Origin of the sequence: Microbacterium sp. As-52 (assembly GCF_049949185.1) — a bacterium.
Taxonomy (GTDB): domain Bacteria; phylum Actinomycetota; class Actinomycetes; order Actinomycetales; family Microbacteriaceae; genus Microbacterium; species Microbacterium maritypicum_A.
The window spans coordinates 2,253,091-2,276,827 of sequence record NZ_CP188171.1 but is presented as its reverse complement, the minus strand read 5'-3'; the positions used below and the strand labels follow the sequence as shown (position 1 = coordinate 2,276,827).

At 69.8% G+C, this 23,737-nt stretch carries 26 protein-coding genes; 10 read left to right on the top strand and 16 right to left on the bottom strand.

The genetic code is table 11. The annotated features are described in order from the left end of the window. Nucleotide 1: 1 nt before the first annotated feature. Together ACLFA2_RS10885 and ACLFA2_RS10880 are read left to right on the top strand one after the other, a co-directional pair. A complete protein-coding gene (locus ACLFA2_RS10885) occupies nt 2-580 on the top strand; it encodes a YdeI/OmpD-associated family protein (protein ID WP_347123766.1) in 579 nt (192 codons plus the stop codon). After that, the gene (locus ACLFA2_RS10880; RefSeq protein ID WP_021198231.1) at nt 577-744 is read left to right on the top strand and encodes a hypothetical protein; all 168 of its coding nucleotides are present in this window, start codon (nt 577-579) and stop codon (nt 742-744) included. The genes ACLFA2_RS10885 and ACLFA2_RS10880 overlap by 4 nt, the downstream gene beginning before the upstream one ends. A gap of 40 nt (nt 745-784) precedes the next feature. Here the strand turns inward: ACLFA2_RS10880 and ACLFA2_RS10875 are convergent, their stop codons facing one another. The 9 genes from ACLFA2_RS10875 to ACLFA2_RS10835 form a co-directional block, all read right to left on the bottom strand. Next, nucleotides 785-2,413, bottom strand: coding sequence for an ABC transporter ATP-binding protein (locus tag ACLFA2_RS10875; protein WP_029266335.1), 1,629 nt, complete (start codon nt 2,411-2,413; stop codon nt 785-787). Then, a complete protein-coding gene (locus tag ACLFA2_RS10870; protein WP_167255315.1) occupies nt 2,410-3,513 on the bottom strand; it encodes a serine hydrolase domain-containing protein in 1,104 nt (367 codons plus the stop codon). The genes ACLFA2_RS10875 and ACLFA2_RS10870 overlap by 4 nt, the downstream gene beginning before the upstream one ends. Continuing rightward, nucleotides 3,510-4,643 (bottom strand): dipeptide epimerase, encoded by a 1,134-nt coding sequence (locus ACLFA2_RS10865; protein WP_426621287.1) that lies wholly within the window; start codon nt 4,641-4,643, stop codon nt 3,510-3,512. Before ACLFA2_RS10865 ends, ACLFA2_RS10870 begins: the two co-directional genes overlap by 4 nt. A gap of 13 nt (nt 4,644-4,656) precedes the next feature. Beyond that, nucleotides 4,657-5,160, bottom strand: a complete 504-nt coding sequence (locus ACLFA2_RS10860; RefSeq protein WP_426621286.1) for an N-acetyltransferase family protein — start codon at nt 5,158-5,160, stop codon at nt 4,657-4,659. Beyond that, nucleotides 5,157-6,347, bottom strand: a complete 1,191-nt coding sequence (locus ACLFA2_RS10855; RefSeq protein WP_029259438.1) for an anhydro-N-acetylmuramic acid kinase — start codon at nt 6,345-6,347, stop codon at nt 5,157-5,159. Before ACLFA2_RS10855 ends, ACLFA2_RS10860 begins: the two co-directional genes overlap by 4 nt. Further along, nucleotides 6,329-7,252, bottom strand: coding sequence for an N-acetylmuramic acid 6-phosphate etherase (gene murQ / locus ACLFA2_RS10850; protein WP_426621285.1), 924 nt, complete (start codon nt 7,250-7,252; stop codon nt 6,329-6,331). The genes ACLFA2_RS10855 and murQ overlap by 19 nt, the downstream gene beginning before the upstream one ends. Next, nucleotides 7,249-8,136, bottom strand: coding sequence for an ABC transporter permease (locus tag ACLFA2_RS10845; RefSeq protein ID WP_021198224.1), 888 nt, complete (start codon nt 8,134-8,136; stop codon nt 7,249-7,251). The genes murQ and ACLFA2_RS10845 overlap by 4 nt, the downstream gene beginning before the upstream one ends. After that, nucleotides 8,133-9,104 (bottom strand): ABC transporter permease, encoded by a 972-nt coding sequence (locus tag ACLFA2_RS10840; protein WP_021198223.1) that lies wholly within the window; start codon nt 9,102-9,104, stop codon nt 8,133-8,135. Before ACLFA2_RS10840 ends, ACLFA2_RS10845 begins: the two co-directional genes overlap by 4 nt. A gap of 66 nt (nt 9,105-9,170) precedes the next feature. Continuing rightward, entirely contained in the window at nt 9,171-10,718 is a 1,548-nt protein-coding gene (locus tag ACLFA2_RS10835; RefSeq protein ID WP_021198222.1) for an ABC transporter substrate-binding protein, read from the bottom strand. A 165-nt stretch (nt 10,719-10,883) separates the two neighbouring features. Here ACLFA2_RS10835 and ACLFA2_RS10830 point away from each other — a divergent pair, with 165 nt between their 5' ends. The 4 genes from ACLFA2_RS10830 (at nt 10,884) to ACLFA2_RS10815 (ending at nt 13,647) form a co-directional block, all read left to right on the top strand. Then, entirely contained in the window at nt 10,884-11,786 is a 903-nt protein-coding gene (locus ACLFA2_RS10830; protein ID WP_029259436.1) for a MurR/RpiR family transcriptional regulator, read from the top strand. Then, nucleotides 11,783-12,931, top strand: a complete 1,149-nt coding sequence (locus tag ACLFA2_RS10825) for an MFS transporter (RefSeq protein WP_426621284.1) — start codon at nt 11,783-11,785, stop codon at nt 12,929-12,931. Before ACLFA2_RS10830 ends, ACLFA2_RS10825 begins: the two co-directional genes overlap by 4 nt. A gap of 136 nt (nt 12,932-13,067) precedes the next feature. Continuing rightward, nucleotides 13,068-13,307 carry a hypothetical protein gene (locus tag ACLFA2_RS10820; protein ID WP_426621283.1) on the top strand — a complete coding sequence of 80 codons (240 nt, stop codon included), beginning with the start codon at nt 13,068-13,070 and terminating at the stop codon, nt 13,305-13,307. A gap of 4 nt (nt 13,308-13,311) precedes the next feature. Further along, nucleotides 13,312-13,647, top strand: a complete 336-nt coding sequence (locus ACLFA2_RS10815; RefSeq protein ID WP_021198218.1) for a hypothetical protein — start codon at nt 13,312-13,314, stop codon at nt 13,645-13,647. 23 nt (nt 13,648-13,670) lie between these two features. Here ACLFA2_RS10815 and ACLFA2_RS10810 read toward each other — a convergent pair whose 3' ends face one another. Together ACLFA2_RS10810 and pyrE are read right to left on the bottom strand one after the other, a co-directional pair. Then, nucleotides 13,671-14,573 carry an ROK family protein gene (locus ACLFA2_RS10810; RefSeq protein WP_426621282.1) on the bottom strand — a complete coding sequence of 301 codons (903 nt, stop codon included), beginning with the start codon at nt 14,571-14,573 and terminating at the stop codon, nt 13,671-13,673. Continuing rightward, nucleotides 14,570-15,130, bottom strand: coding sequence for an orotate phosphoribosyltransferase (pyrE, locus tag ACLFA2_RS10805; RefSeq protein ID WP_021198216.1), 561 nt, complete (start codon nt 15,128-15,130; stop codon nt 14,570-14,572). The genes ACLFA2_RS10810 and pyrE overlap by 4 nt, the downstream gene beginning before the upstream one ends. A gap of 182 nt (nt 15,131-15,312) precedes the next feature. Between pyrE and ACLFA2_RS10800 the strand changes: the two genes are divergently transcribed. Then, a complete protein-coding gene (locus tag ACLFA2_RS10800) occupies nt 15,313-16,173 on the top strand; it encodes an exodeoxyribonuclease III (protein WP_426621281.1) in 861 nt (286 codons plus the stop codon). Between the two features lie 11 nt (nt 16,174-16,184). Beyond that, nucleotides 16,185-16,994: a Cof-type HAD-IIB family hydrolase gene (locus ACLFA2_RS10795; RefSeq protein WP_426621280.1), complete on the top strand. Its 810-nt coding sequence runs from the start codon at nt 16,185-16,187 to the stop codon at nt 16,992-16,994. Between the two features lie 92 nt (nt 16,995-17,086). Here ACLFA2_RS10795 and ACLFA2_RS10790 read toward each other — a convergent pair whose 3' ends face one another. The 5 genes from ACLFA2_RS10790 to ACLFA2_RS10770 all read right to left on the bottom strand — a co-directional run bounded on the left by ACLFA2_RS10790 (nt 17,087) and on the right by ACLFA2_RS10770 (nt 21,628). Next, complete coding sequence (locus ACLFA2_RS10790; RefSeq protein ID WP_021198213.1) at nt 17,087-17,521, bottom strand: hypothetical protein; 435 nt, start codon at nt 17,519-17,521, stop codon at nt 17,087-17,089. Between the two features lie 141 nt (nt 17,522-17,662). Next, nucleotides 17,663-19,690, bottom strand: a complete 2,028-nt coding sequence (locus tag ACLFA2_RS10785) for an MSCRAMM family protein (RefSeq protein ID WP_426621279.1) — start codon at nt 19,688-19,690, stop codon at nt 17,663-17,665. 156 nt (nt 19,691-19,846) lie between these two features. After that, entirely contained in the window at nt 19,847-20,500 is a 654-nt protein-coding gene (locus tag ACLFA2_RS10780; protein WP_426621278.1) for a dihydrofolate reductase family protein, read from the bottom strand. Further along, on the bottom strand, nt 20,497-21,189 hold the full coding sequence (locus ACLFA2_RS10775) for a winged helix-turn-helix transcriptional regulator (RefSeq protein WP_021198210.1): 693 nt from the start codon (nt 21,187-21,189) through the stop codon (nt 20,497-20,499). The genes ACLFA2_RS10780 and ACLFA2_RS10775 overlap by 4 nt, the downstream gene beginning before the upstream one ends. Before the next feature lies 1 nt (nt 21,190). Further along, a complete protein-coding gene (locus ACLFA2_RS10770) occupies nt 21,191-21,628 on the bottom strand; it encodes a VOC family protein (protein ID WP_208323791.1) in 438 nt (145 codons plus the stop codon). Between the two features lie 150 nt (nt 21,629-21,778). On the opposite strand from ACLFA2_RS10770, the gene ACLFA2_RS10765 reads away from it, so the two are divergent. Both ACLFA2_RS10765 and ACLFA2_RS10760 read left to right on the top strand, forming a co-directional pair. Then, on the top strand, nt 21,779-23,044 hold the full coding sequence (locus ACLFA2_RS10765) for a sensor histidine kinase (protein WP_021198208.1): 1,266 nt from the start codon (nt 21,779-21,781) through the stop codon (nt 23,042-23,044). Then, nucleotides 23,041-23,721: a response regulator gene (locus tag ACLFA2_RS10760; protein WP_021198207.1), complete on the top strand. Its 681-nt coding sequence runs from the start codon at nt 23,041-23,043 to the stop codon at nt 23,719-23,721. The genes ACLFA2_RS10765 and ACLFA2_RS10760 overlap by 4 nt, the downstream gene beginning before the upstream one ends. The last annotated feature ends 16 nt before the right edge of the window (nt 23,722-23,737 follow it).

The window sequence follows — 23,737 nt, the reverse complement described above, 5'->3', positions numbered from 1 at the left end:
CATGGGCGCGCTCGACGACGGCGAACGGCTCAGAGCGGCTGATGCCGCGGCCTGGCGCGCCTGGCTCGCGGAGAACCATGAGCGCACGGCGGGCGTCTGGCTGCTCAGCGTGCGCGGATCGTCCGACGGCGTCGGCTACGAGGACGCCGTGCGGCAGGCACTCTGCTTCGGATGGATCGACGGCCCGGTGCGCGTGTTCGACGACGGCACGGGCGACCGCGCCAACGGTCAGTGGTTCTCTCCTCGTCGTCCCGGCAGCGGCTGGGCGGCCACGAACAAGGCGCGCATCGCGGAGCTCGAGGCCGAGGGGCTGCTGGCTCCCGCTGGCATCCGTGTGCTCGAGGTGGCGAAGGCGAACGGCTCCTGGACGGTTCTCGACGGACCGGAGGCCGGGATCGAACCCGAGGAGTTCGCCGCCGCGCTCGATGCCGTCCCCGCCGCGCGCGAAAACTGGGACGCGTTCCCGAAGTCGGTCAAGAAGTTCGGCCTCACGCACATCGCGATGGCCAAACGCCCGGAGACCCGGTCGGCCCGCATCGCGAAGATCGTGGCGGATGCCGCGGAGGGGAAACGCCCGTGAACCAGAACGACCTGCTGTTCCTCGTCGTCTTCCTCATCCTGCTCAGCTCGCTGACGGTGTTCATCGTGCAGTTCGTGCGCTCGCGTCGAGGACGCGGCGGCTCGGACGACGGGCGCGCCGGCTGGTGGGAAGGCCCCTGGGACGACGACGACCGCAGACGCTGAGCCTGCGGCCGCCGGAGAACCTCGCGGGATCGGAACTCTGTCAGGACGCCAGCGAAGCCCCGGGGATCGCGGCCAGCAGCTCGCGCGTGTACGGGTGCTGCGGGGCGTCGAAGATGCGCTCGGGCGTGCCGCTCTCGACCACGACACCGCGCTGCATGACGTGCACGTCGTCGGAGATCATCCGCACCACGGCGAGGTCATGGCTGATGAAGAGGTAGCTCAGGCCCAGGCGCTTCTGCAGATCGGCGAGCAGGTCGAGGATCTGCGCCTGCACCAGCACGTCGAGCGCCGACACCGCCTCGTCGAGCACCACGAGCTCGGGTTCGAGCGCCAGGGCCCGGGCGATCGCCACACGCTGACGCTGTCCGCCCGAGAGCTCGTGCGGCAGGCGCTCGGCCATGGCGGCCGGCAGCGCGACCTGCTCCAACAGCTCGAGCACGCGCGCGTGACGCGAGGCCGTGGTGCCGATGCGGTGCACGCGCAACGGCTCGGCGATCGACTGCTCGATCGTGTAGCGCGGGTCGAGCGAGGCGTAGGGATTCTGGAACACCGGCTGCACACGACGACGCAGGGCGAACAGCTCCTTGCGGCGGAGCGTGGTGAGGTCGAGCCCGTCGAACAGGATCGAGCCGGACGTGGCGTCTTCGAGCCCGAGCACCATGTTCGCGGTGGTGGACTTGCCGGAGCCCGACTCTCCCACGATCGACACCGTGGTGCCGCGGCGGATCTCGAAGCTGACGCCGTCGACGGCCGTGAAGGTCTGCGGCTCCCCGGCCTTGGGCGCGCGGAGGGCGAACTCCTTGCGGAGGTTCCGGATCTCGACGAAGGGCGTGCCCGTGGCGGCCTCGCGCTGCGGCAGCGCATCCCGGCGCGAGGCGAGGCTCGGGGCCGCGGCGAGCAGCTGCCGGGTGTACTCGTGCTGCGGGGCGCCGAGCACCTGCGCCGAGGTGCCCTCCTCGACGACGCGGCCGCGGAACATCACGACGATGCGGTCGGCGCGCTCGGCGGCGAGGGCCAGGTCGTGCGTGATCAGGAACACCGCGGTGCCGAGCTCGTCGGTGAGCGTGTCGAGCTGGTCCAGGATGCGTCGCTGCACGGTCACATCGAGGGCGGAGGTGGGCTCGTCCGCGATCAGCAGGCGCGGCTTGCAGGCCAGACCCATCGCGATCAGCACGCGCTGGCGCATGCCGCCGGAGAACTCGTGCGGGTACTGGTGGGCGCGCTGCGCGGCATCCGCGATCCCCACCATCTCGAGCAGCTCGACGACCCGCGCCTTCGTGGCATCGCCGTGTGTGTGGCCGTGCACCTCGAGCGCCTCGCCGATCTGCTCGCCCACGCGCATGAGCGGATTGAGGTTCGACATCGGGTCCTGCGGCACGAGGCCGATCCCGGCGCCGCGCAGGGAGATCATCGCGTTCTCGGGCAGGTCGGTCAGCTCGCGCCCGTCGAAGCGGATGCTGCCGGCCGTGATCACCCCGTTCTCGGGGAGCAGACGGTTGACCGCAGCCGCGGTGGTCGACTTGCCCGACCCCGACTCGCCCACGATCGCGACCGTCTCACCGGCGGCGATGTCGATGTTCACGTCGCTGATCGCGGTGACCAGCTCGGAACCGGTCCGGAAGGCGACGGCGAGGCCGCTGATGCTCAGCACGGGCTCGGTGGTGCTCATGGTGTTCTCGTTCCTTCGTTTTCGCGGAGAGGTTCGTGGTCGTCGAGGAGTGCGGGAAGCGCGGCGCGCCACAGCAGATCGGTCGGTGCGGGTGTGACCGCGAACAGGCGGTTGGTCAGCAGCACGGCGGCTGCTCCCGTTCCCGGAACGAGCCCGAGGGCGCAGCCTGTGAATCCCGGGTGCCAGACCATGCGGGTCGGCCGCCCGGAGACGGCGATCGTCTCGCTGCGCCAGCCCAGCGCCTGCGCGGCATCCGGTCCGTCCCGGAACAGTTCGGCGACCGCATCCGGCCCCCACAGCTCCGGATGCCGCTCCGGAGCGGCGAGCGCCGCCCCCAGGGTCAGCAGGTCATCGACGGTGCTGAACAGCCCGGCGTGACCGGAGACGCCCCCGAACGCATGGAAGCAGTTGCCGTCGTTCGCGACGCCGGCGATCTCGCCGTCACGCCAGGCGAAGTCCTTGTCGACGGTGAGGATCGGATACGGCTCTCCGGTCGCGACCATGCGACGCTCGGCGGCGTCGCCCACGGCGGACGAGGCGACGGGGCGGTCGACGGGTCCGTACCCGGTGTGATCGAGGCCGAGGGGCGCGGTCACCAGTTCGCGCACCGCGGCATCCAGGGGCAGTCCGGTGACCGCCGCGACGATGCGGCCGAGGAGCATGAACCCGAGGTCGGAGTAATGACGACCTTCGTCGAGGCCGTAGCGCAGCGGGAGGGCGTCGGCGGCCGCAGCGGCATCACCGGCGTGCTCGCGGTCGAGGTAGAGCGGCTGCCACTCCCAGAGTCCTGCACGGTGCTGGAGCAGATGGCGCACGGTCGTGCCCGGGGCGCAGGCGGCGCCGGGCACGAAACGGTCGACCGGGTCGTCGAAGCCGAGGTCACCGCGGCTGACCAGTCGCAGGATCGCGGTCGTCGTCGCGGCGACCTTCGACACCGAGGCGATGTCGAAGGCGGTCTCGGTGGTCATCGGGGTTCCGGCGAGGTCCGCCAGACCACCCGCGGCGACGTCACGGCCCGCATCGGTCACGACACCGGCGACGGCGCCCCGCGGCGCGGCATCCGTCGCCAGAACAGCGGTGACGGCAACGGCGGCGGTCATGCGCGCACCTCCGAGCGGTCGACGAGGTCGACGAGGGTGTCGGGCCGGGTATCGGATGCGAGGGTGGTGATGCCCAGTCCGGTGCCCGATCCGGGTTCCAGCATGTCTCCGGACAGCGCCACGCCACCCACCACGGGCGAGCTCCGCAGCCACAACGCGGCATCCAGGTCGTGCACCACGTCGGGGGCGACAGCGGCGGCCAGGTGGGCGGCGGCCGTCACGCCGACGTGCGATTCCATCATGCAGCCGATCACCACGCCCAGACCCGCTGTGCGGGCGACTTCTGCCGCAACGAAGGCCTCGGCCAGGCCGCCGGTCTTGGCGAGCTTGATGTTCACGAGGTCTGCGGCACCACGGTCGGCGACGACCCGGACATCCCGCGCCGTGCGCACCGACTCGTCGGCCATGATCGGCGTGCCGACGGCGGCCGTGACCGCGGCGAGCGCGTCGAGGTCGTGCGCCGCGACCGGCTGCTCGACGAGTTCGAGCCCGAGCCCCTCGTCTTCGGCGGACCGGATCACCCGGATCGCGGTCTCGACATCCCAGGCCTGGTTGGCGTCGACGCGCAGCGTGATGCCAGGCCCGACCGCGGCACGCACGGCCCGGAGCCCGGCGATCGTGTCGTGCGCAGCGGACGCCTTGATCTTGAGGCATCCGAAGCCCGCGGCGACGTGCTCCTCGGAAACGGCTGCCAGCGCGGACGGCTCGCCCGCGGACAGGGTCATGTCGGTGCCGATGCGCGCGGGCGCCGGTGCGCTCGCGAGGCTCTGCGCAAGCGGGAGTCCGCGCTGCTGGGCGGCGAGGTCGGCGACGGCGCACTCGACCGCGCTGCGGGCCGCGGCATTGCCCCACACCGCACGGGCGATGTCGGCGGCGATCCCGGGGTCACCGGCGTTCCGTCCGAGCACGACCTCGGCGAGGGGCCCTGCCACCACGGCGGCAACGCTCGGCGGACTCTCCCCCGTCACGCGCCAGCTCACGGCGGCTTCGCCGTATCCTCGACGACCGTCGACGTCGCTCACCTCGACGAGCACGACGTCGAGGTGCTCCGTCTGCCGCACCGCCGTGACGAACGGACGCACCAGGGGCGACGGGACGCGGAGCACGCGGATGCGCTCCACGGCACTCATCTCAGGACTCCGCTCATGCCCACTCCTTGCGCATGCGCTGTTCGGGCTCACCGAACTCCGGCTGCGTGCGGGTGGCGCCGTCGGGGTGCCAGCCCTTCGCCTCGTAGAAGCCGATCGACGGCGCGTTCGCCGCGAACACCCACAGCGTTGCGGCCTCGGCGCCGGCGTCCCGCAGGTCTGCGGTCGCCTGCGCCAGTAGCGCACCGCCGATCCCACCGCCATGGGCGCGTGACGAGACGTACAGGGAGTGCACGGCCCCGTCGATCCGCCCGTCGTCGGCAGTGGTCGCGGCGTACCGGGTGATCCCGACGATCCCGCCGTCGCGGACGGCCACGAGCACGACGCCGACCGGTTCGGCGAGCACCCGGCGCCACAGGGCCTCGGCACGCTCATCGGTCATCGCGTCGATCCCCGCGTCGGGGAGAACACCCCGGTAGCTCTCCCGCCAGCACGCGAGGAACACCTCGAGCACCCCGGACAGGTCGTCCGGGGTGGCGGGGCGCACCTGGAGGCTCACGATGCCGCGGCCTCCGTGAGCACGAGGGAGTCGATGGAGGCGACGGGTTCGGGCATCTGCAGCGGTCCGACACCGGGCGTGATGGTGCCGAGGATGCGCGGCTCGCGCGCTCCGGTGCCGCCGGGGACGATCGCGGGGACGCCGTGCATCGTGGACCAGCCGATGAGAGCGAGGAGGATCGCCTCCTTGCTGTCGGCCGCGGCGCCCAGCTCGTCGGCCAGCACGACCTCGGTGTCCGGCAGCGCGGCGCGCAGTCCGTCGAGGATCAGCGGGTTGCGGCATCCGCCGCCCGACACGGCGAGGAACCCGATGCCGGCGGCCTCCACGTCCCGCGCGACCGTGCGGACCGTGAGCTCGGTGAGGGTGCGCACCACATCGGCGACCGGGATCTCCCGGTTCTGCGCGGCGAGGTGCTCGTGCACGTAGCCGAGGTGGAAGTGCTCCTTGCCCGTGCTCTTGGGCGGGGTGAGAGCGTAGTACGGGTCGTCGAGCAGAGCAGCCAGCAGCGCCTCGTCGACCTGACCGGTGCGGGCGATCGCGGCGTCGTCGTCGTAGCCGAGCGGGTTGAGGTCGTGCTCGACGATGACCGCGTCGACCAGTGCGTTCGCGGGGCCGATGTCGTACGCGACCAGGCCGTCCTGCCGCACCACGGTCATGTTCGAGATGCCGCCCAGGTTGAGGGCTGCAGAGACCCCGGCGCGCGAACGCAGCAGCAGCTCGTCGAGGAACGACACCAGCGGGGCGCCGTGGCCGCCGACCGTGATGTCGCGGATGCGGATGTCGGAGACCACGGGGGCGCCGACCTTCTCGGCGATCCAGGCCGGCTGCCCGATCTGCAGGGTGCCCAGCGCGTGCGCGCCGTCGACCCAGTGGTAGACGGTCTGCCCGTGCGAGCACACGGCATCGACACCACCGACCTCTGCCGCGATGTCGGCCGCGACCGCGGCGAACGCCTGCCCGATGAGGGTGTCGAGCTCCGCCACCTCGGCGAGCGTGGTCTGCGCCGGTGGCAGCGCAGCGATCAGGCGCGCCCGCAGCTCGGGGGCGTAGGGCACGCTCGTCGCCGCGAGCACCGTGCCGTGCAGATCCACGCCGTGGGCAGTGAAGCCGCCACTGGTCGTGAAGTCGACGACGGCGGCATCGATCCCGTCGTGCGAGGTGCCGGAGATCAGTCCGAGGACGCGCATCTGTTCTCCTCCAGTGCAGTGCGCAGCCGACCGTCGGCCGCGTCCAGTCGTGCGGTGGCCGCAGCGAGGTCCTCGCCGCGGCGGATCATGATCGACGCGAGCTTCACGTCGTATGAGGTCGCCTCCAGTGCCGCCTTCGCCGCGCCCCGATCGACATCCGCGATGGTCTGCACCATTCGGATCGCCCGCTCGCGGAGCTTGTGGTTGGTGGCCTTCACGTCCACCATCAGGTTGCCGTAGGCCTTGCCGTTCCGCACCATCGAGATGGTCGAGAACATGTTGAGCACGAGCTTCTGGGCCGTACCCGACTTGAGCCGCGTGGAGCCGGAGAGCACCTCGGGGCCGACCTCGACCTCGATCCCGTGCTCCGCCGCCGCGCTCAGGGCGGTCCCGACGTTGCAGGAGAGACCGATGCTGAGGGCACCGCGTTCGCGCGCCCGACGGACGGCGGCGATCACGTAGGGCGTGCGTCCGCTCGAGGCGATCCCGATCACGGTGTCGAGCGGACCGATGCCCGCGGCATCGATGGCCGCTGCGCCCGCTTCCGCGTCGTCCTCTGCTCCCTCGACGGGGTTCACGATCGCGCCCGGCCCTCCGGCCATGATCGCGAACACCAGCTCGGGCGGAGTGCTGAAGGTGGGCGGGCACTCCGAGGCGTCGAGCACGCCGATGCGGCCGGGGGTGCCCGCGCCGACGTAGACCAGGCGTCCGCCCTGCGCCATGCGATCGGCCGTCGCCTCGATCGCGGGCACGATCTGCGGGAGGGCGCGCTGCACCGCGGCGGGCACCGTGGCATCCGCCTCGTTCATGGTCTGCGCGAGTTCGGCGACGCTCATGAGGTCGAGCTCCGCATAGCGGGGATCGCTGGCCTCCGTGGCCAGTCCGCCGAGATCCTCCATGGTCATCGCTTTCCTCTGTTCCGGGGATCGAGGCTGTCGCGCAGCCCGTCGCCGAGCAGGTTCAGTCCGACGACGAGCAGCACCACGATCACGCCGGGCGCGATCATGGTCCACGGGGCGATCGTGACGAGCGTGCGCGCCTCGAAGATCATCGAACCGAGCGAGGGTGCGGGCGGCGGCGTGCCGAGTCCGAGGAAGCTCAGCGAGGCCTCGGTGAGCACAGCCCACGAGAGCGAGAGCGTGACCTGCACGATGATGATCGACGTGATGTTCGGCAGCACGTGGCGGAACATGGTCGCCATGCGGCTCTGGCCGGTGCTCTTGGCGGCCTTGACGTACTCGACCTCGCGCAGCGACAGCACGGGCCCGCGGGTGACGCGGATGAAGATCGGCACGTAGACGATCGCGATGGCCACGGCGATGGTGAACCAGTTGCGCTCGAACACCGAAGCCAGCGAGAGCGCGAGCAGCAGCGGTGGGAAGGCGAACAGCACGTTCGTGACCGCGGTGATCGCCCCGTCGGAGAAGCCGCGGTAGAACCCGGCGATGAGTCCGCAGACGGTGCCGACCACGGTCGCAAAGGCCACGGCGACGACCGAGATCAACGCCGAGTTGGCGACGCCGGCGGCGACGCGGGAGAACACGTCGCGCCCGAACTGATCGGTGCCGAACCAGTGCACGGCCGACGGCGGCTGCAGGCGGGACGGCGGGTCCTGCGCGAGCGGGTCGAAGGGCAGCAGGCCGAACGCCGAGACGAGGCTGAGCACGGCGAGCAGGACCACGATGATGAGGCCGGTGAGTCCGCTGCGGCTGCGCAGCAGGAGACGCACGCGCTCCATGGTGCGCCCGCCGCCGGGGGCGAGGGCCGGGGTCTGAGAGATGTCGGTCATGCGGCACGCACCCGAGGATCGATGACCCGGTACAGCAGGTCGGTGAGCAGGTTGACGATGACGAAGGCGAGCGCGATCACGAGCACGGTGCTCTGCACGAGCGCGTACTCCTTCTGCTGGATGCCGAGCAGCACCTGGCGTCCGATGCCGGGGAGCGAGAAGATCTGCTCGACCACGACGGCACCGCCGAGGAGGTAGCCGAACTGCAGGCCGGTCATCGTGACGATGGGCACGAGAGCGTTGCCGAGCACGTGGCGCACCTGCAGGCGACGCGGAGGGACGCCCTTCGCCCTGGCGGTGCGGATGAAGTCGTTGGAGCGGATCTCGAGCACGGCCGTGCGGGTGGTGCGCATGATCGGTGCGGCGATGCCGAAGCCGAGCACGATCGAGGGCAGCAGCATCTGCTGGAGGTTCAGCAGCGGATCCTCGAACAGCGTGGCGTAGGCCTGGCCGTTCGGGTTGAAGCCGAACGACGAGGCGAGGATCGCCAGGAGTGCCGTGCCGAGCAGGAACGCGGGGATGGAGAGACCGGCGAGGCCGACGACCTGTCCGACGCCGTCGCGGAACGAGTCGGGCTTCGAGGCGGAGAGCATGCCGAGCGGGATGCCGATGGCCAGCGCGATCACGATCGAGAAGATCGCCAGCTCGAACGTCACGGGGAGGGCGGCGGCGGTGAGGTCGAGGACGCTCGTCTGCGCCCGGGACGAGAAGCCGAGGTTGCCGGTGAAGATGTTGCCCAGCCACGAGAAGAACTGCACGACGAGCGGCTGGTCGAGGCCGTAGTAGGACTCGAGGGCGGCGCGCTGCGAGGGCGTGAGAGCGGCCGCCTCGGTGCCGAGGCCGGAGCTGATCTGGTCGCCGGGGATGGCGCGCAGCATCAGGAAGACGAAGATGGCGACGCCGAGGAGCGTGCCGAGGGCTGCGAGGATGCGTCGCAGCACGCTGTTGCGGAGGAGCTGTCTGAACATGCGCGTGTGTGGGTGCCTGTCGTCGGGGAGGGAGGGGGCGCGGGGTGGCCGCGCCCCCTCGATCCGCTACTTGATGGAGGTGGTCCGCAGGTACTGCAGCGAGCCGTTCACCATCGGGACGAAGCCGTCGACGGTCGACGCGGTCGCCGTGTAGGTGTAGCTCGTGAACAGCCAGATCCACGCGGCGTTGTCCTCGAGGTTCTCCGAGACCTGCGCGTAGATGTCCTTCCGCTTGTCCGGGTCGGCCGTCTGGCGGCCCTCGGCGAACAGTGCGTCGAGCTCGGGCGAGGAGTAGCCGGCGACCTTGTTCAGGTTTCCGGTGCTCGTGAAATACCGGCCGTACATGCCGTCGGGGTCGGGGCGACCGCCGTTGAGCGCGACCGCCGCGTCGAAGTCGGCCGCGATCCAGCGGTCGACGAACGCGCCGGACTCGAGCACCTCGAGGTCGAGCGTGATGTTCGCGTCCGCCAGCTGGGCCTTGAGGTTCTGCGCCTCGTTGACCGAGGTGGCGTACTCCCCCTGCGAGACGATCGTCTTGATGGTGACGCCGTCTTCCTTGCCCGCCTTCTTCAGGTACTCGGCGGCCTTGTCGAGGTCGCGCTCGGGGCACGGACGGGCATCCGGGTCCGACTTGTACGCGGGCGACGTGATCGGGCCGGTGACCTCGCCCTCGCCGAGGGCAGCGGTGTCGAGCACCTCCTGACGGTCGATCGCGCACTGGATCGCGAGGCGCACGTTGACGTCGGTGAGGTCGCCGCGCGTGGCGTTCAGCTGCAGCGCGTGGTAGCTCAGCTGCGGGGTCGTGGCGACCTCCACATTGGCACCCTCGGCGGTCTGCGCGACCAGCGGGTCGTCGAACACGGCCAGCTGCACGTTGCCGGACTGCATCGCCGAGACGATCGACGACTCGTCGGGGATCACGCGGAACTCGACCGTGTCGAGCAGCGCGGTGTCTCCCCAGTAGTCCTCGTTCTTGGCGAGCGTGATCGACTGGCTCGCCTTGCGGTCGTCGAGGATGAAGGGACCGGTGCCGTTCGGCGTGGTGTTCAGCCCCTCTTCGGTGTCGTCCGAGGACAGCATCGCCATGTTGATCACGGCGAGGTTCGCGGGGAGCGCGGCGTCGGGAGCGCTGAGGGTGAGGGTGACGGTCTTCTCGTCGGTGGCCTCGACCGCGGTGACGGAGGCGAGCGAGCTGCGCGCGACGGCTGCGGTGGCCTCGGCCGCGATCGCGTCGAGCGAGTACTTCACGTCTTCGGAGCCGAACGTGCTCCCGTCGGCGAACGTGACGCCCTCGCGCAGGTGGAAGGTCAGGGTGAGGCCGTCTTCGGAGACGTCCCACGACTCGGCGAGGCCGGGGACCACGTTGAGGTCCTCGTCGAACTCGGTCAGCGTGCCGTACAGGTTCTGCAGCACATTGACGGCCTGGAACTGGGTGGCCTTCCAGGGGAACAGGGTGTCCGGGTCGCTGGTGACGCCGATGACGAGGTCGCCGCCCGCCGCGCCCTCGGAGGGCTTCGGGTCGGATGCGGGTGCGGAACACCCGGTGATGACGAGGGCGAAGGCGAGGCCCGTCGCCGTGAGAGCGCCGAGTGACGCCCAGCGTGCTGTGCTCATTGCTGGATCCTCCTGAATGTGACGCGCCGCCGTGGCGTCGGGTCAGGCGCTGTTGCCTGCCGCCCCGTGAACGTCGTCGGTCGTGGTTGGTACCAAAAGTACACGAAGGTCACTACAGATGTAACAGAAGTTCCTCTACTGTTATGAACAGCGATCGGAGATCCCATGCCTCATGAAGCCGCCCGCGACGATGCCGGCGCACACCCCGTCCTCGTCCGCATGCGCGCGCTCCGCCCCGAACTGCGTCCGAGTGAACAGCGCATCGCCGATCTGTTCCTCGCCGACCCCGCGGGCACCGCCGGCCTCTCCGTCGCCGAGCTCGCCCAGCGCTGCGACACCTCGACCACCTCGGTCGTGCGGTTCTGCAAACGCCTCGGATACGAGCACGTGCGCGAGCTGCGCAACCACGTGCTGCGCGACGTCGAGCGCGAGACCTTCGACACGGCCGCGCTCCCCGCCGTCTCCGGCGACATCGACCGCAACGACACCCTGACCGACATCGTCGCGAAGGTGTCGCTCGCCGAGACGCTCTCCCTCGCCGACACCGCCAAGGTGCTCGACACCGACTCGCTGCGGGCCTCGGTCGACGCCATCACCTCGTCGACCAGGGTCGACATCTTCGGTGTGGGCGCGAGCTCCATCGTCGGACTCGACCTGCAGCGCAAGCTCACCCGTATCGGACGCACGGCGCTGGAGTGGTCGGACCCGCACGCGGCATGGACCTCGGCGGCGACGCTCGGCCCCGGCAATGTCGCGATCGCGGTGTCGCACACCGGCGCCACCACCGACACGATCGAGTTCCTGCTCCTCGCCCGGCAGGCCGGGGCGACCACCATCGCGATCACGAACCATGCCGGCGCCCCGCTGGCCGATCAGGCCGACATCGTGCTGACGACGGCCGCCCGCGAGACCGGCTTCCGCTCCGGCGCCCTGGGCAGCCGCATCGCCCAGCTCATGGTCGTCGACTGCATCTTCATCGGCGTCGCCCAGTCGAACTACGACCGCTCGATGGAGGCGCTGCGCGACACGTTCGCCGCCGTGCACCGCGTGCGGACGGCGGGGGCGTGACCGACGGGATCCTACGCGCGCGGACGGGACTGTTCACCGCCTTCGCGGGTCTCGGGGTCACGGCCGCGTTCGTTCCCGCCATCCTCCCCTCCGCCGAGCGGACGATCGCGGCCGACCTCAGCGCCGCCGTGCCCGCGCTGTTCGCCGGGCTCCTGGTCGGGGTGCTGGCGTCGAGTCCGCTCCTGATGCGCCGGCCTCCGCGCACCGCGTTGATGCTCGGCAGCGCCCTCCAGGCCGCCGCGATCGTGGCCGTGGCCCTGGCCGGCACGCCCGCCGTGTTCATCGCCGCGGCTGTCGTCGCCGGGTTCGGGTTCGGGTTGGTCGAGGCCTCCGGGTCGGTCGCCGCGAAGTCCCTGTCGGTCGGCAGCGCGACGGGTCTGCTCAGCGCACTGCTCGGCACGGTGGCCGTCTGCGCCGCCGTCACCCCGCTGATCGTCGCCGCCGGCTCGGGTGTGCGTGCGACGCTCGGCATCCTGGCGATCGTTCCGCTGCTCACGATCGCGATGCTCACGGGGTCGGTGTCGCCGGATGCCCGCACCGCGGCTCCCGCGCGCCGCGACGTCCGCGGGCTGCTCGTGCTCCTGCCGTTCGCCGTCGCCCTCCCCCTCTACGTCGGCGTCGAGACCGTGCTCTCCGGCTGGTCGGCCGTGATCCCCGAGCGGATCCTCGGGGTCGACCCAGGCCTCGCCGCGCTGGGGACCTCGGCGTTCTGGACGCTGATGGCCGTCGGTCGCTTCGGCGCGGCGGCCCTGCGCCGTCTCTCCGTGTCACCGATCGCGATCCTCATCACCGCCACGGGCGCCGCCGCGATCCTGATGGCGGTCGCAGGACTGCTGGTGGCGTCCGCACCCGCGGGGGCACTCGTCGCATTGGCCGCCGTGGTCGTGCTCCTCGCCCCGAGCTACGGGCTCATCCTGGGCCTCGCGCTCGACCACCTCGACCCCGCTCGCAGCGCCGCGGTGACCGGCGCCCTCGTCGCGTGCGGAGCCGTGGGCGGCACCTTCGTGCCCGCCCTGATCCTCCTGATCGGTCGAGACCCGGCATCGAGCACGACGTTCCTCGTGTCCGCCGCCCTGTGCGCGCTCGTCCCGATGCTCGTGCTGGTCGCCGCACGATCGCCCCGGCCGACACCTGCTGCGGACTGACCTCCTCTCCACATCTCGCGGCGCCGGCAGCCTCTTCACAGATGCTGGAATACCGGCGCACACAGGGGCGACTGCGGCGTAACCTCGCTGACATACCTATCCGCAGCACACCCATCGGCAGTAAAGGAGAGCGCGCGTGTCCACCGAGGTCCTCACGATCGTCCTCAGCGCGATCGGCGTCGCGCTGACGATCACCACGGGCCTCTTCGCCGCCGGCACCTGGATGGTCCGCCGCATCGACGACAGGATCGACGCGGTCGACGAGAAGCTCAGTGCCCGCATCGACGCTGTGGCCGCCGACGTCACCGACCTCAAGATCTCCGTCGCCCGCCTCGAAGGACCCCCACGACACCTGCTCACCACGGGAAGAGGATGAGACCGTGACCACCGAGACCCTCACGATCGTCCTCAGCGCCATCGGCATCGTGCTCACCCTCGGCACCAGCCTCTTCGCCGCCGGCGCCTGGATGGTCCGCCGGGTCGACGACCGCTTCGACACGGTGGAGCAGAAGCTGACCGACCGCATCGACGCCGTCGACGAGAAGCTCAGCGCACGCATCGATGCCGTCGACGAGAAGCTGACGGCTCGCATCGACGCCGTCGATGAGAAGCTCAGTGCCCGCATCGACGCTGTGGCCGCCGACGTCACCGACCTCAAGATCTCCGTCGCCCGCCTCGAAGGACCACCACGACATCTGCTCGCGGCGCGCGGCTGATCAGCGCGTGCGGACGGACCTCCCTACCGCAGCACGAGGGCGGCGGCGCCGATGAGCGGCCCCTCGTCACCGAGCCCCGAGCGCACGACCCGGGTGCGACGCGAGTACTCATGCGCCGCGCTGCCGGTCAGAGCCTGCTGCACGAGGTCGATGTAGTCCGCCGACACCCGCGAGAATCCGCCGCCGATGGCGACCACGTCGAGGTCGACGAGGGTGGCGGCATCCGCGAGAGCCTCTCCCACCTCGCGCGCCGAACGTTCGATCGCCGCCCGCGCGACGAGGTCACCGGCAGCCGCATCCCGTGCGAGGTCTTCACCCGTGGCGCCTGTCCATCCCTGCCGCTGCGCCCAGGCTGCGCTCGCCGGCCCCGAGGCGATCTCCTCGAGCGTCAGACCGCCCTCGCGGCGCACCTGACCGAGGTGGCCGGCATTGCCGGTCGCGCCGGGAATATATGCGCCGTTCGCAACGAATCCCCCGCCGACCCCCGTCGAGACGACGATCGACAGCGAGGCACCGGCCCCCTGCGTGGCCCCGAGCCACGACTCGGCGAGCGCGAGTGCACCACCGTCGTGACCGAGCACGGTGGGCACGTCGCTCCCCATGACCGTGGATGCCGCCGCACGGACCGACTCCTCGAGCCTGAAACCACGCGCCAGAGGCATGTTCACGGGCATGATCGCGCCGGCGGTGCGGTCGATGGGGCCGGCGCTGCCGACTCCCGCTCCGACGAGCAGGGCGTCCGCGGGCAGAGCCGCGAGAGCATGTTCGACGATCGCGACCACCGAGGCGTCGAGCGACGCGAGTGTCGCTTCGCGGCCGGTCGCCTGCCGGCTCCGGCTGCCCTCGACGAGCACGCCGTCCTCCGCGACGAGCGCGGCCTCCATCTTGGTGCCGCCGACGTCGACGGCCAGGGCGTAGCGGGTCACTGCGGGTCGAGTCCGAGATCGTCGAGGTCGAAGGCCGCGCGCCACTCGAGGCCCTCGGCTTCGATCGCCGCCTGCGCACCGGTCTTGCGGTCGACGATCACGGCGACGGCGACGATCTCGGCGCCTTCCTTGCGCAGGGCTTCGACGGCCTTGAGCGCCGACTGCCCGGTGGTCGAAGTGTCTTCGAGCACGACGACGCGCTTGCCCTTGACATCGGCGCCTTCGATCTGGCGGCCGCGGCCGTGGTCCTTCGGCTCCTTGCGCACGACGAACGCGTCGAGCGGAGTGCCGGCAGCGACCGAGGCGTGCAGCACCGAGTTCGCGATCGGGTCGGCGCCGAGCGTGAGCCCGCCGACGGCCACGACATCGAGGTCGCCGATCAGGTCGAGCATGATGCGGCCGATCGCGGGAGCGGCACGGTGGTCCAGCGTGAGCTTGCGCATGTCGACGTAGTACGTCGCCTTCTTGCCGCTGGAGAGGGTGAAGTCGCCGTGGAACACCGCCTCGTCCTTGATGAGGTCGAGGAGTGTCTGGCGGTCTGCGTCGAGTGCGGTCACGGCATCCAGTGTAGAAGCCTGGGACGCACTGCGCGGAGGCATGAGGTTTGACCGGATGCATGAACTCCCGGCCTTGCGGCTCATGCATCCGTCCGGCGGTCATGCAGGTGACCGCCATACAGGTCGCGGGCGACGGACCCAGCGCGGGCTCGTGTGTCGGATCTCGCAACTAGGCTGGAGGCATGCGCTTGGCCACCTGGAACGTCAACTCCATCCGCGCCCGCGTCACCCGCACCGTCGAGTTCGCCGTCCGAGAAGACATCGATGTGCTGGCGATGCAGGAGATCAAGTGCAAGCCCGAGCAGTTCCCCTACGGGCCGTTCGAAGAGGCCGGCTACCACGTCGAGGTGCACGGCCTGAATCAGTGGAACGGCGTCGCGATCGCGAGCCGCCTGCCCGTCACCGATGTGCGCACGTCGTTCGAGGGCATGCCGGGCTTCGCGAAGGGGCATGAGGGGCCGGATGCTCCGCTCGAGGCCCGCGCGCTCGGCGTGATGGTCGACGGGGTTCGGGTGTGGAGCCTGTACGTGCCCAACGGCCGCTCCCTCGAAGACCCGCACTATCTCTACAAGCTGCATTGGTTGGAGCAGCTGAAGAAGTCGACGGCCGCCGAGCTGTCGGCGAACCCCGACCTGCCGCTGGCCCTGGTCGGCGACTTCAACATCATTCCGTTCGACGTCGACAACGGCGATCCCGACATCGTGATCGGCCGGTCCACCCATGTCTCTCCGCAGGAGCGCGACGCGTTCTTCGCGTTCCAGGATGCCGGGGTGACCGACGTCGTGCGCCCGCTGATCCCCGAAGGCTTCACCTATTGGGACTATCAGCGCCTGAAGTTCCCGCGCAACGAGGGCGTGCGCATCGACTTCGTGCTCGGCTCGCGCACGCTGGCCGAGGCCGTGCAGGGCGCGTCCATCCACCGCGACGAGCGCAAGGGCGAGCAGCCCAGTGATCACGTTCCCGTCGTCGTCGACCTCGATAGCCGCCGTCTCGGAACCGGCGGCGCCGATGACGACGACGACATGCCGATGATCTTCTCCTGAATGTCGACCCCATGAGTGTGCGCCTGATCGCCACCGATCTCGACGGCACCCTTCTCGATTCGACATCGACCGTCACCCCACGCACCCGCGCGGCTCTCGACGCCGCGCGCGCCCGTGGCATCCACGTCGTGCCGGTCACCGCCCGTCAGCCGATCGGGCTGCGGGCCATCGCGGCGGATGCCGGGTTCGACGGCTGGGCGCTGTGCAGCAACGGCGCGTACGCGGTGCGCCTCGACGACGGGCGGATGCTGTTCGCCGAAGAGCTTCCCGCTGACACGATCCGCACGCTGGCCGAGGCTCTGCGCGCGAGCATCCCCGGCCTGCTGTTCGCAAGCGTGCGCGACGCCGGCGAGACGTTCGTGGCACAAGACGGCTACGCCGCGATCGCCGCTCTCGCCGACCACAAACGCGACCCTGCGACCATGGGCGGCGTGCCTCTGGAGCAGGTGCTCGCCGCTCCCAGCCTGAAGTTCGTGATCCGACACCCCGAGCTCGCGCCCGACGCGCTGTTCGACGTGGTGCGCTCACTCGGACTCACCGGCTTCGAGGCCACGCTCTCCGGAGCCCCGTTCGTCGAGGTCATGGCCGAGGGCGTCACCAAGGCGACGGGCCTCGCCCGGCTCTGCGACCACCTCGGCATCGACCGCGCCGACGTGGTGGCCTTCGGCGATGCGCTCAACGACGTCGAGATGCTCCGCTGGGCAGGTCACGGGGTCGCGATGGCCGACGCCGAACCTCCGGTGAAGGACGCAGCCGACGAGACGACCACCTCGAACGACGACGACGGTGTGGCACGAGTGATCGAGCGGCTGCTCGACTGACACGATGTTGCCCGACTGGTCATCGCCTCGGGCCCGTGCCTGAGCCTGGCCGCCGAGATCCATGGCGACGGATCACTTCTCGATCTCGAGGCTCAGGGTGTTTCTCTCGGGCGCACCCAGACCGTTCTCGTGAACTCCCAATCGAGATCTCGCTCTCGAGGCGAACGACCGCACACATACTCGACCGCGTAGGCATCTCCCCACGGGTTTCCGTCATACGGGCACCGATGCTCTTCTCGGTCGTTCGGCATGGCCCAGTATTCACGGGAGAAAACATAGAGGGACGGCGGCTCGTACGGGTCCAGAACCGGAACCCTGTCCAGCGACGGCAGCTCCGTTTCCAGCGTGACGCTGTCTCCCCAGGGAAGAGCGAGACGTGCTTCCATTCCCGACGGCAGCCTCCGGTCGCACGACGACAACACCTCAAGGCTCGCTTGGATATCGAACCCACCATCGGGGGTCTCGCCGAGGATCTCGTCCAGGTGGTCGACCACGAACAGACGTGTCGCCGGGTCGATCCTCGCCACGCTTTGTGCTACCCATTCAGACACACGTTGCTCGTTCACAAGGAATGCCCCGTCCCGCGAATCATCGCGCCTCCACGCTGTCCGAGTGCCGGTGGTGCCGCTCTCGGATCACCGGTGATCGAGACGGTTCCCGGCTGAGTCTCAGCTCTCGACGCGGCGACGCCGCACGAGCAGCCCACCCATCATGGCCAGGACGACGCCGATCACCACGATCGCGATCGGAGCCTCGAGACCGGTGGTGGCCAGCCCTGCGCCCGGTGCCGCCGCGGCTCCTCCGGCCTGACCACCCGTCCCCGCTGCCGCGGTGACGGTCAGCGCCGTGCGGGAGATCACCGTCGTGCCTGACAGCGCCACCAAGGTGTGCGCACCGGCCGGTACGTTCGCAGGAATACGCAACGTGCCCTGAAGTGCACCGTCCGCGTCGGCAGTCAGCGTCCCGAGCGCGATCGGGTCGGAGTGCAGCTCGAATGCGATCGTCGCTCCCGGCGTGAACCCCGTGCCCGAGATGGTGATGTCATTCCCGGCGCGGATCGATCCTGCGCCGAGCGCGAGGGCGGGCCCCGGCTGCGGCTCAGGATTCGCGACCGCGACGAGGGTGAAGTCGATCCCCGACACGGGAGCGCCCACGGTCACGACGACGGGAGTCGCCTGCGCCGCCGTGGCGACGCCGTCGTAGAACTGAGGCTGCGCGGTCGTTGTGCTGTCGTTGTAGAAGTTGGCCGAGGCCTTCAGGATGAACGACCCTTCAGGAAGGGCGAGCGAATACGCGCCGGTCTGAAGATCAGCGAAGGTCGTGCCGACGATCTCGTTTCCGGACCAGGCCTCGACGATGACCTCTCTCCCCTCACTGCTGTCGAGAGAGACCGTGCCGGTCACGAGGGCAGCCGCGTCGAGTTCCGCGTCGATTCCGACGACGTTCGCACCGGACGTCACCGTGACAGGGTTCGCGGTCCCCGCCGTGTAGGCGTCGGCCCAGTACTCGGCTCGCAGACCGGGCTCATACGGCGCGAAGTGCACGCGATAGGTGCCAGGCGCGACGGCCACCTGATAGGTGCCGTCGTTCGCGACGCCGAGGAAGTATGCGTGACTGCTGTCCTCCACATCGGCGACGGTGATAGCGGTGAGTGCACGAGAGCCGTCTGCGCTCTTGGTCACCGAACCGCTGATGTACCCGACCGAGTCAAGAGCCGCGTCCACCCCGGCGGTCGTCTGCAGTTCACCGACGGCGACGACCTTCGCAGCGTTGAAGCTGTACGCGTTCTCCCAGTACTCCGTGACGAGTCCGGGAGCGGGCGCGCCGAACTGCACGCGATACGAACCGGCAGGAAGTCCGCCGACAACGTACGCGCCGGCAGGGTTGGTGCGCGCGAAGGCGACGATCTCTCCGTTCGCATCGAGCGCGTTCACCGTGACGTTTGCGAGAGGCGCGCCGTCATCGGCGCGCGTGACGACGCCGGCGATCGCGCCCCCGGCCACGAGGGAGGCATCGATGCCGGAGACAGCTTCTCCCTCGGCGAGGACGACAGGGGTCGCCTGGGAGTAGTCGAAGGCGTTCTGCCAATACTCGCGCTTCAGATCGGTTCCCTCCGGCTGGAACCTCACGATGTACGAGCCGGCGGGGAGGGCGTTGAGAGTGTAAGTGCCGGACGCATCGGTGAAGCCCGATGCCCAGGCCGTGCCGGGGCCGGTCACCGAGACGGCGATGCCCGAAACCGGTGTCCCGTCGTCCTCGCGGGTGACCGTTCCGGTGATAGACGCCGAGGGCGCGGGGGCGAGCGCGGCGTCGATGCCCGTCGCCGCAGACCCGTTCGTCACCGTGACGCGCTGCGCGCCGAGTGAGTCGCTGGCGTTGTTCCAGTACTCCGTGGCGAAGCTGCGGTCCGGCGCAGAGAAGCGGACCAGGTAGGTTCCGTCGGCCAGGCCGGTGAGCGTATATCCGCCAGTCGCATCGGTGACGGCGTCGGACCGGCCGAGCGCGCCATCTCGCTGTGCGGAGACCTGGATGCCCGCCAGCGCCGCTCCTCCGACGTCGGCCGTCACCGTCCCGGACATCGAACCCGTTGGCGCGGGATCTTCCGCCGCCACGACGGCTGTCGCACCTCCCAGGGCGATCGCGATCGCCGCCATTCCGCCCAGCACAGCCCGCAGCATCCCGCGTCGTCGCGTCATTCTTCTCACCTTGCGAGGGAGTCCGTTCGCTCGGTGATCCCACCGTCGCGTACAGTCTCGATTCATCCGCCGATCGCCGGCAGCTTTCCTCTCGAACCTAGAGGATCAGCACATAGGAAGGGAATAGTCGATACACGGGAGTTACCCCCCTCGTGATCACTCGAACGTCCCGACGTCCGGCACCCGATCGGTGCGCCCGTACCGGAGCAGGGTCACACCCGCCTCGTCGGTGATCGGCGGATCCAGCAACCGCAGCACGCTCGGCATCGCGTCGTCATCGAACACCTTCTTGCCCGCGCCCAGCAGCAGCGGATAGACCCAGAGGTTGAGCTCGTCGAAGAGTCCCTCTGCGAGCAGGGTGTGCACGAAATCGATGCTGCCGATCACGTGCACTTCGCGGTGGGCCGCCCGCATCGCGGCCACCTCGGCAGCCAGATCGGCACCGACGCGCGTGCTGCCCTCCCAGTCGAGTGCGAGTTCGGCATTCCGCGTCGCCACGTACTTCGGCACCCGGTTGAAGAGCGTGCCGATGGCGCCCGACTCCCCCTCGGTGTGCTGTGGCCAGTACGAGGCGAAGATGTCGTAGGTGCGGCGCCCGAGCAGCAGCGCGTCGAGCCCGCGCATGCCCTTCTCGATCTCGGGACCGACCCCGGAGGAGGGATACCCGGCCTGCCAGCCGCTGAAGCGGAAGCCGCCGGAGGTGTCCTCGTCGGTGCCGCCGGGGCCCTGGGCGACGCCGTCGAGAGAGGTGAAGAGATCGATCAGGATCCGGCCGGATGCCTGTTGTTCATCGGGATATTGGCTGTTCATGTCGTGCTCCCTACTGTCAGTCGTGCGATGCGGAAGGTGTCGGCGAACGAGTCCAGCAGCGATTCGTCGCCCCGGACGACCGCGACGATGTCCTGCGCGAGGGCCTCCGCCGGGGTGACCTCGCCGCCGATGAGGCGACGGATGCCGGGCCCGGCGACGATCACCGCGTCCGGAGCGCCGTCGGGAAGACGTCCGCCGACCGGCGGCGCCGGCGGCGTGATCTGCGCGACGCGGAGCTCGCCGTCGTGCACGGATGCACGGAGGGCGACGTCGCCGACATGCAGCTCGTACTCGGCATCCACGGCGGATTCCTCCTGGAACGCCGTGCGCAAGGCCATCGTGAGCGAGTCGGGCGTGACGACGTCACCCTCTGCGGGATCGCCCATCGCCTGGAAACCCCAGCGTCCGAGCGCGAGCATGATCGGCTCGAACGAGCGGCCGTAGGGGGTGAGCTCGTACACCAGGCCGCAGTTCAGCAGCGGCACCCGGCGCACGACCCCACCCTCCTGCAACTCCTTCAACCGGGTGGACAGGATGTTGGTCGGGATGCGCGGCAGGCCCTGTTTGAGGTCGGTGTAGCGACGGGGCCCGACGAGCAGATCGCGGACGATGAGCAGCGCCCACCGCTCCCCGATCAGCTCGACGGCCGTCGTCACGCCGCAGTACTGGCCGTAGCTGCGCGCCGCCATGTCAGACCGACGCGGCGGTGTCGCCCACGTGGTCCGGGCCGTTCTCGACGGCCTCGGGGGTCATGTACAGGAAGCCGAGCGAGTTGCCGTCCGGGTCGTCGAGGTCGCGCGAGTACATGAAGCCGTAGTCCTGCACGGGCTTCGGCTCGGTGCCGCCGGCGGCCAGACCCTTCTCGAGAATCGCATCGACCTCGTCACGCGAGTCCTGACTGAAGGCCACGGAGACCTGCACGACCTCGTTCGGGTCGGCGATCGGCTTGTCGGTGAACGTGGCGAAGAACTCGCGCTTGAGCACCATGAAGTAGATGTCATCGCTCCACACGATGCATGCGGCGTTCTCATCGGTGAACTGGGGGCTGATCTCGCAGCCGAGCGCGGTGTAGAACGCCTTGGCGCGGTCGAGGTCGCTGGTGGGCAGGTTGACGAACACCTTGGTCATGATGACTCCTCCGGAGATGCGAGCCCATCGGTCGGTGAGCCCTTTCGTGACCAGCTTGCAAAAAACAACTAAGCTTGTCAATAGCAAGTAACAATTCGGTCCCCCGTGCGGGGGATGCGGTCGGAACGGGCCCCGCCCTACGGTGGAGGGATGCCCGCAGCCCCGTTCCTCCGCACGCCGACTGAGCGCGAGCGGCGCAGCGACATCCTGCTCGCCGCCGTCATGTTCGTCGGGGCCGTGCTGAGCGCTGCACTCTCCTCGATCGCCGAGATGTACGGCGATGAGCAGGCGCCGCTGTGGACGGCCCTCGTGTACGCGGCGGTCGTCACTGCTCCCCTGGCCGTCCGCCGCCGCTGGCCCGGCACGGTCGCCGTCATCGTGGTCGCCGCCTACTTCACCGCCGTGACGATCCGGATCCCTGAGATCTATGTCGGCAACATCGCGATGTTCATCGCCATCTACACGGCAGGCGCCTGGATGAACAACCGCCGGCGCGCGATCATCGTGCGCGTCGGGATCATCGTGAGCATGTTCGTGTGGCTGCTGATCACGATGTACCGCGATGCGATCAACGAAGCCGACAAGGCGGATGTGATCGCCGGGGCCATGTCGCCGTACGTCGCCTTCATGCTCATCCAGCTGCTGCTGAACGTGCTCTACTTCGGTGGGGCGTACTACTTCGGCGAGCGCTCCTGGGCTGCGGCCAGCCAACTGGCGGTTCTCGAGCAGCGCACGGCCGAGCTGGAGCGCGAGCGGGAGGTCACCGCTGCTCAGGCCGTCGCCCTCGACCGGGTGCGCATCGCGCGCGAGCTGCACGACGTCGTCGCCCACCACGTATCGGTCATGGGCGTGCAGGCGGGAGCCGCCCGCCTGGTGCTGGAACGGGACCCCGCGGAGTCCGCGCGCATCCTCACCGGGATCGAGGGATCGGCACGCGACGCCATCCACGAGCTGCGGCAACTGCTCGAGACTCTGCGGGCCCCCGGCGGGGAGACCACCGATGCCGCCTCCACCCTCGTCCTCGACGACATCGCCGAACTCGTCGACGCCTCGACCGAGGCGGGACTGCCGACCGCGTACACGGTCATCGGCGACCCCGCGCCCGTCCCTTCGCTCGTCGCCGTGAACCTGTACCGCATAGCGCAGGAGTCCCTCACGAACGCCCGCCGTCACGCCGGCCCCGACGCGACAGCCGACGTGCGCGTGCGCTACGACGACGACGGCGTCGAGATCGAGATCGTGAACACGGGGCGCCCGGTCGCCCAGCTTCGCCCCGGGCTCGGCCAGCTCGGGATGCGGGAACGCGCCGCGGCCTCCGGAGGCACGCTCGAGGTGATCCCCCGGCCGTTCGGCGGCCTGCGCGTGCGCGCCCGCGTGCCCTTTCCCGTCGCGAGCGAATCGAGCAGGAACCGATGAACGATCCGATCCGTGTCCTGCTCGTCGACGACCATGCCCTGCTGCGCGCCGGCTTCCGCACGATCCTCGACACCCAGCCCGACATCACCGTGGTCGGCGAGGCATCATCGGGTGCTGAGGCCGTCGCCAAGGCATCTGCCCTCCGTCCCGACGTCATCATGATGGACGTGCAGATGCCCGACATGGACGGTATCGAGGCGACCGGACGTATCGTCGCCGACCCGGAGGTCGACGCGGCCATCGCGATCGTGACGACCTTCGATCGCGACGACTACCTGTACCGTGCTCTGGATGCCGGGGCCGGTGGATTCCTGCTCAAGAACGCCGGCGCGGAGGATCTGATCTCGGCCGTCCGGGCGCTCGCCGCCGGTGACGGCATGCTCGCCCCCGAGGTGACCCGCCGCGTGCTGGCACGTTTCGCCGCGACGCCTGCTCCGGCGGCGGCCGCGACCACGAACAGCGGCGTGTCGAACGTCACGCTCGCCGAGCCCCTCACCGAGCGCGAGGCCGAAGTGCTGACGCTGCTCGCCGATGCCCGGAGCAACGCCGAGATCGCGCAGGCGCTGTTCATCGGCGAGGCCACCGTGAAGACACACGTCTCGCGCATCCTCCAGAAGCTGGGCGCCCGCGATCGCGTGCAGGCGGTCGTGCTCGCGCACCGCATGGGTCTCGCCTAGCGCGGCACCCCCTGAT

Coding starts and splice junctions, on each gene's coding strand:
- ACLFA2_RS10770 (WP_208323791.1), bottom strand. CDS start 21,628: ATGACCAAGGTGTTCGTCAACCTGCCCACCAGCGACCTCGACCGCGCC.
- ACLFA2_RS10855 (WP_029259438.1), bottom strand. CDS start 6,347: ATGCGCGTCCTCGGACTGATCTCCGGCACCTCGCACGACGGGATCGAT.
- ACLFA2_RS10845 (WP_021198224.1), bottom strand. CDS start 8,136: ATGACCGACATCTCTCAGACCCCGGCCCTCGCCCCCGGCGGCGGGCGC.
- ACLFA2_RS10760 (WP_021198207.1), top strand. CDS start 23,041: ATGAACGATCCGATCCGTGTCCTGCTCGTCGACGACCATGCCCTGCTG.
- ACLFA2_RS10875 (WP_029266335.1), bottom strand. CDS start 2,413: ATGAGCACCACCGAGCCCGTGCTGAGCATCAGCGGCCTCGCCGTCGCC.
- ACLFA2_RS10840 (WP_021198223.1), bottom strand. CDS start 9,104: ATGTTCAGACAGCTCCTCCGCAACAGCGTGCTGCGACGCATCCTCGCA.
- ACLFA2_RS10775 (WP_021198210.1), bottom strand. CDS start 21,189: ATGGCGGCGCGCAGCTACGGCCAGTACTGCGGCGTGACGACGGCCGTC.
- ACLFA2_RS10765 (WP_021198208.1), top strand. CDS start 21,779: ATGCCCGCAGCCCCGTTCCTCCGCACGCCGACTGAGCGCGAGCGGCGC.
- ACLFA2_RS10885 (WP_347123766.1), top strand. CDS start 2: ATGGGCGCGCTCGACGACGGCGAACGGCTCAGAGCGGCTGATGCCGCG.
- ACLFA2_RS10835 (WP_021198222.1), bottom strand. CDS start 10,718: ATGAGCACAGCACGCTGGGCGTCACTCGGCGCTCTCACGGCGACGGGC.
- ACLFA2_RS10870 (WP_167255315.1), bottom strand. CDS start 3,513: ATGACCGCCGCCGTTGCCGTCACCGCTGTTCTGGCGACGGATGCCGCG.
- ACLFA2_RS10780 (WP_426621278.1), bottom strand. CDS start 20,500: ATGAACAGCCAATATCCCGATGAACAACAGGCATCCGGCCGGATCCTG.
- ACLFA2_RS10795 (WP_426621280.1), top strand. CDS start 16,185: ATGAGTGTGCGCCTGATCGCCACCGATCTCGACGGCACCCTTCTCGAT.
- ACLFA2_RS10865 (WP_426621287.1), bottom strand. CDS start 4,643: ATGAGTGCCGTGGAGCGCATCCGCGTGCTCCGCGTCCCGTCGCCCCTG.
- ACLFA2_RS10785 (WP_426621279.1), bottom strand. CDS start 19,690: ATGACGCGACGACGCGGGATGCTGCGGGCTGTGCTGGGCGGAATGGCG.
- murQ (WP_426621285.1), bottom strand. CDS start 7,252: ATGACCATGGAGGATCTCGGCGGACTGGCCACGGAGGCCAGCGATCCC.
- ACLFA2_RS10800 (WP_426621281.1), top strand. CDS start 15,313: ATGCGCTTGGCCACCTGGAACGTCAACTCCATCCGCGCCCGCGTCACC.
- ACLFA2_RS10830 (WP_029259436.1), top strand. CDS start 10,884: ATGCCTCATGAAGCCGCCCGCGACGATGCCGGCGCACACCCCGTCCTC.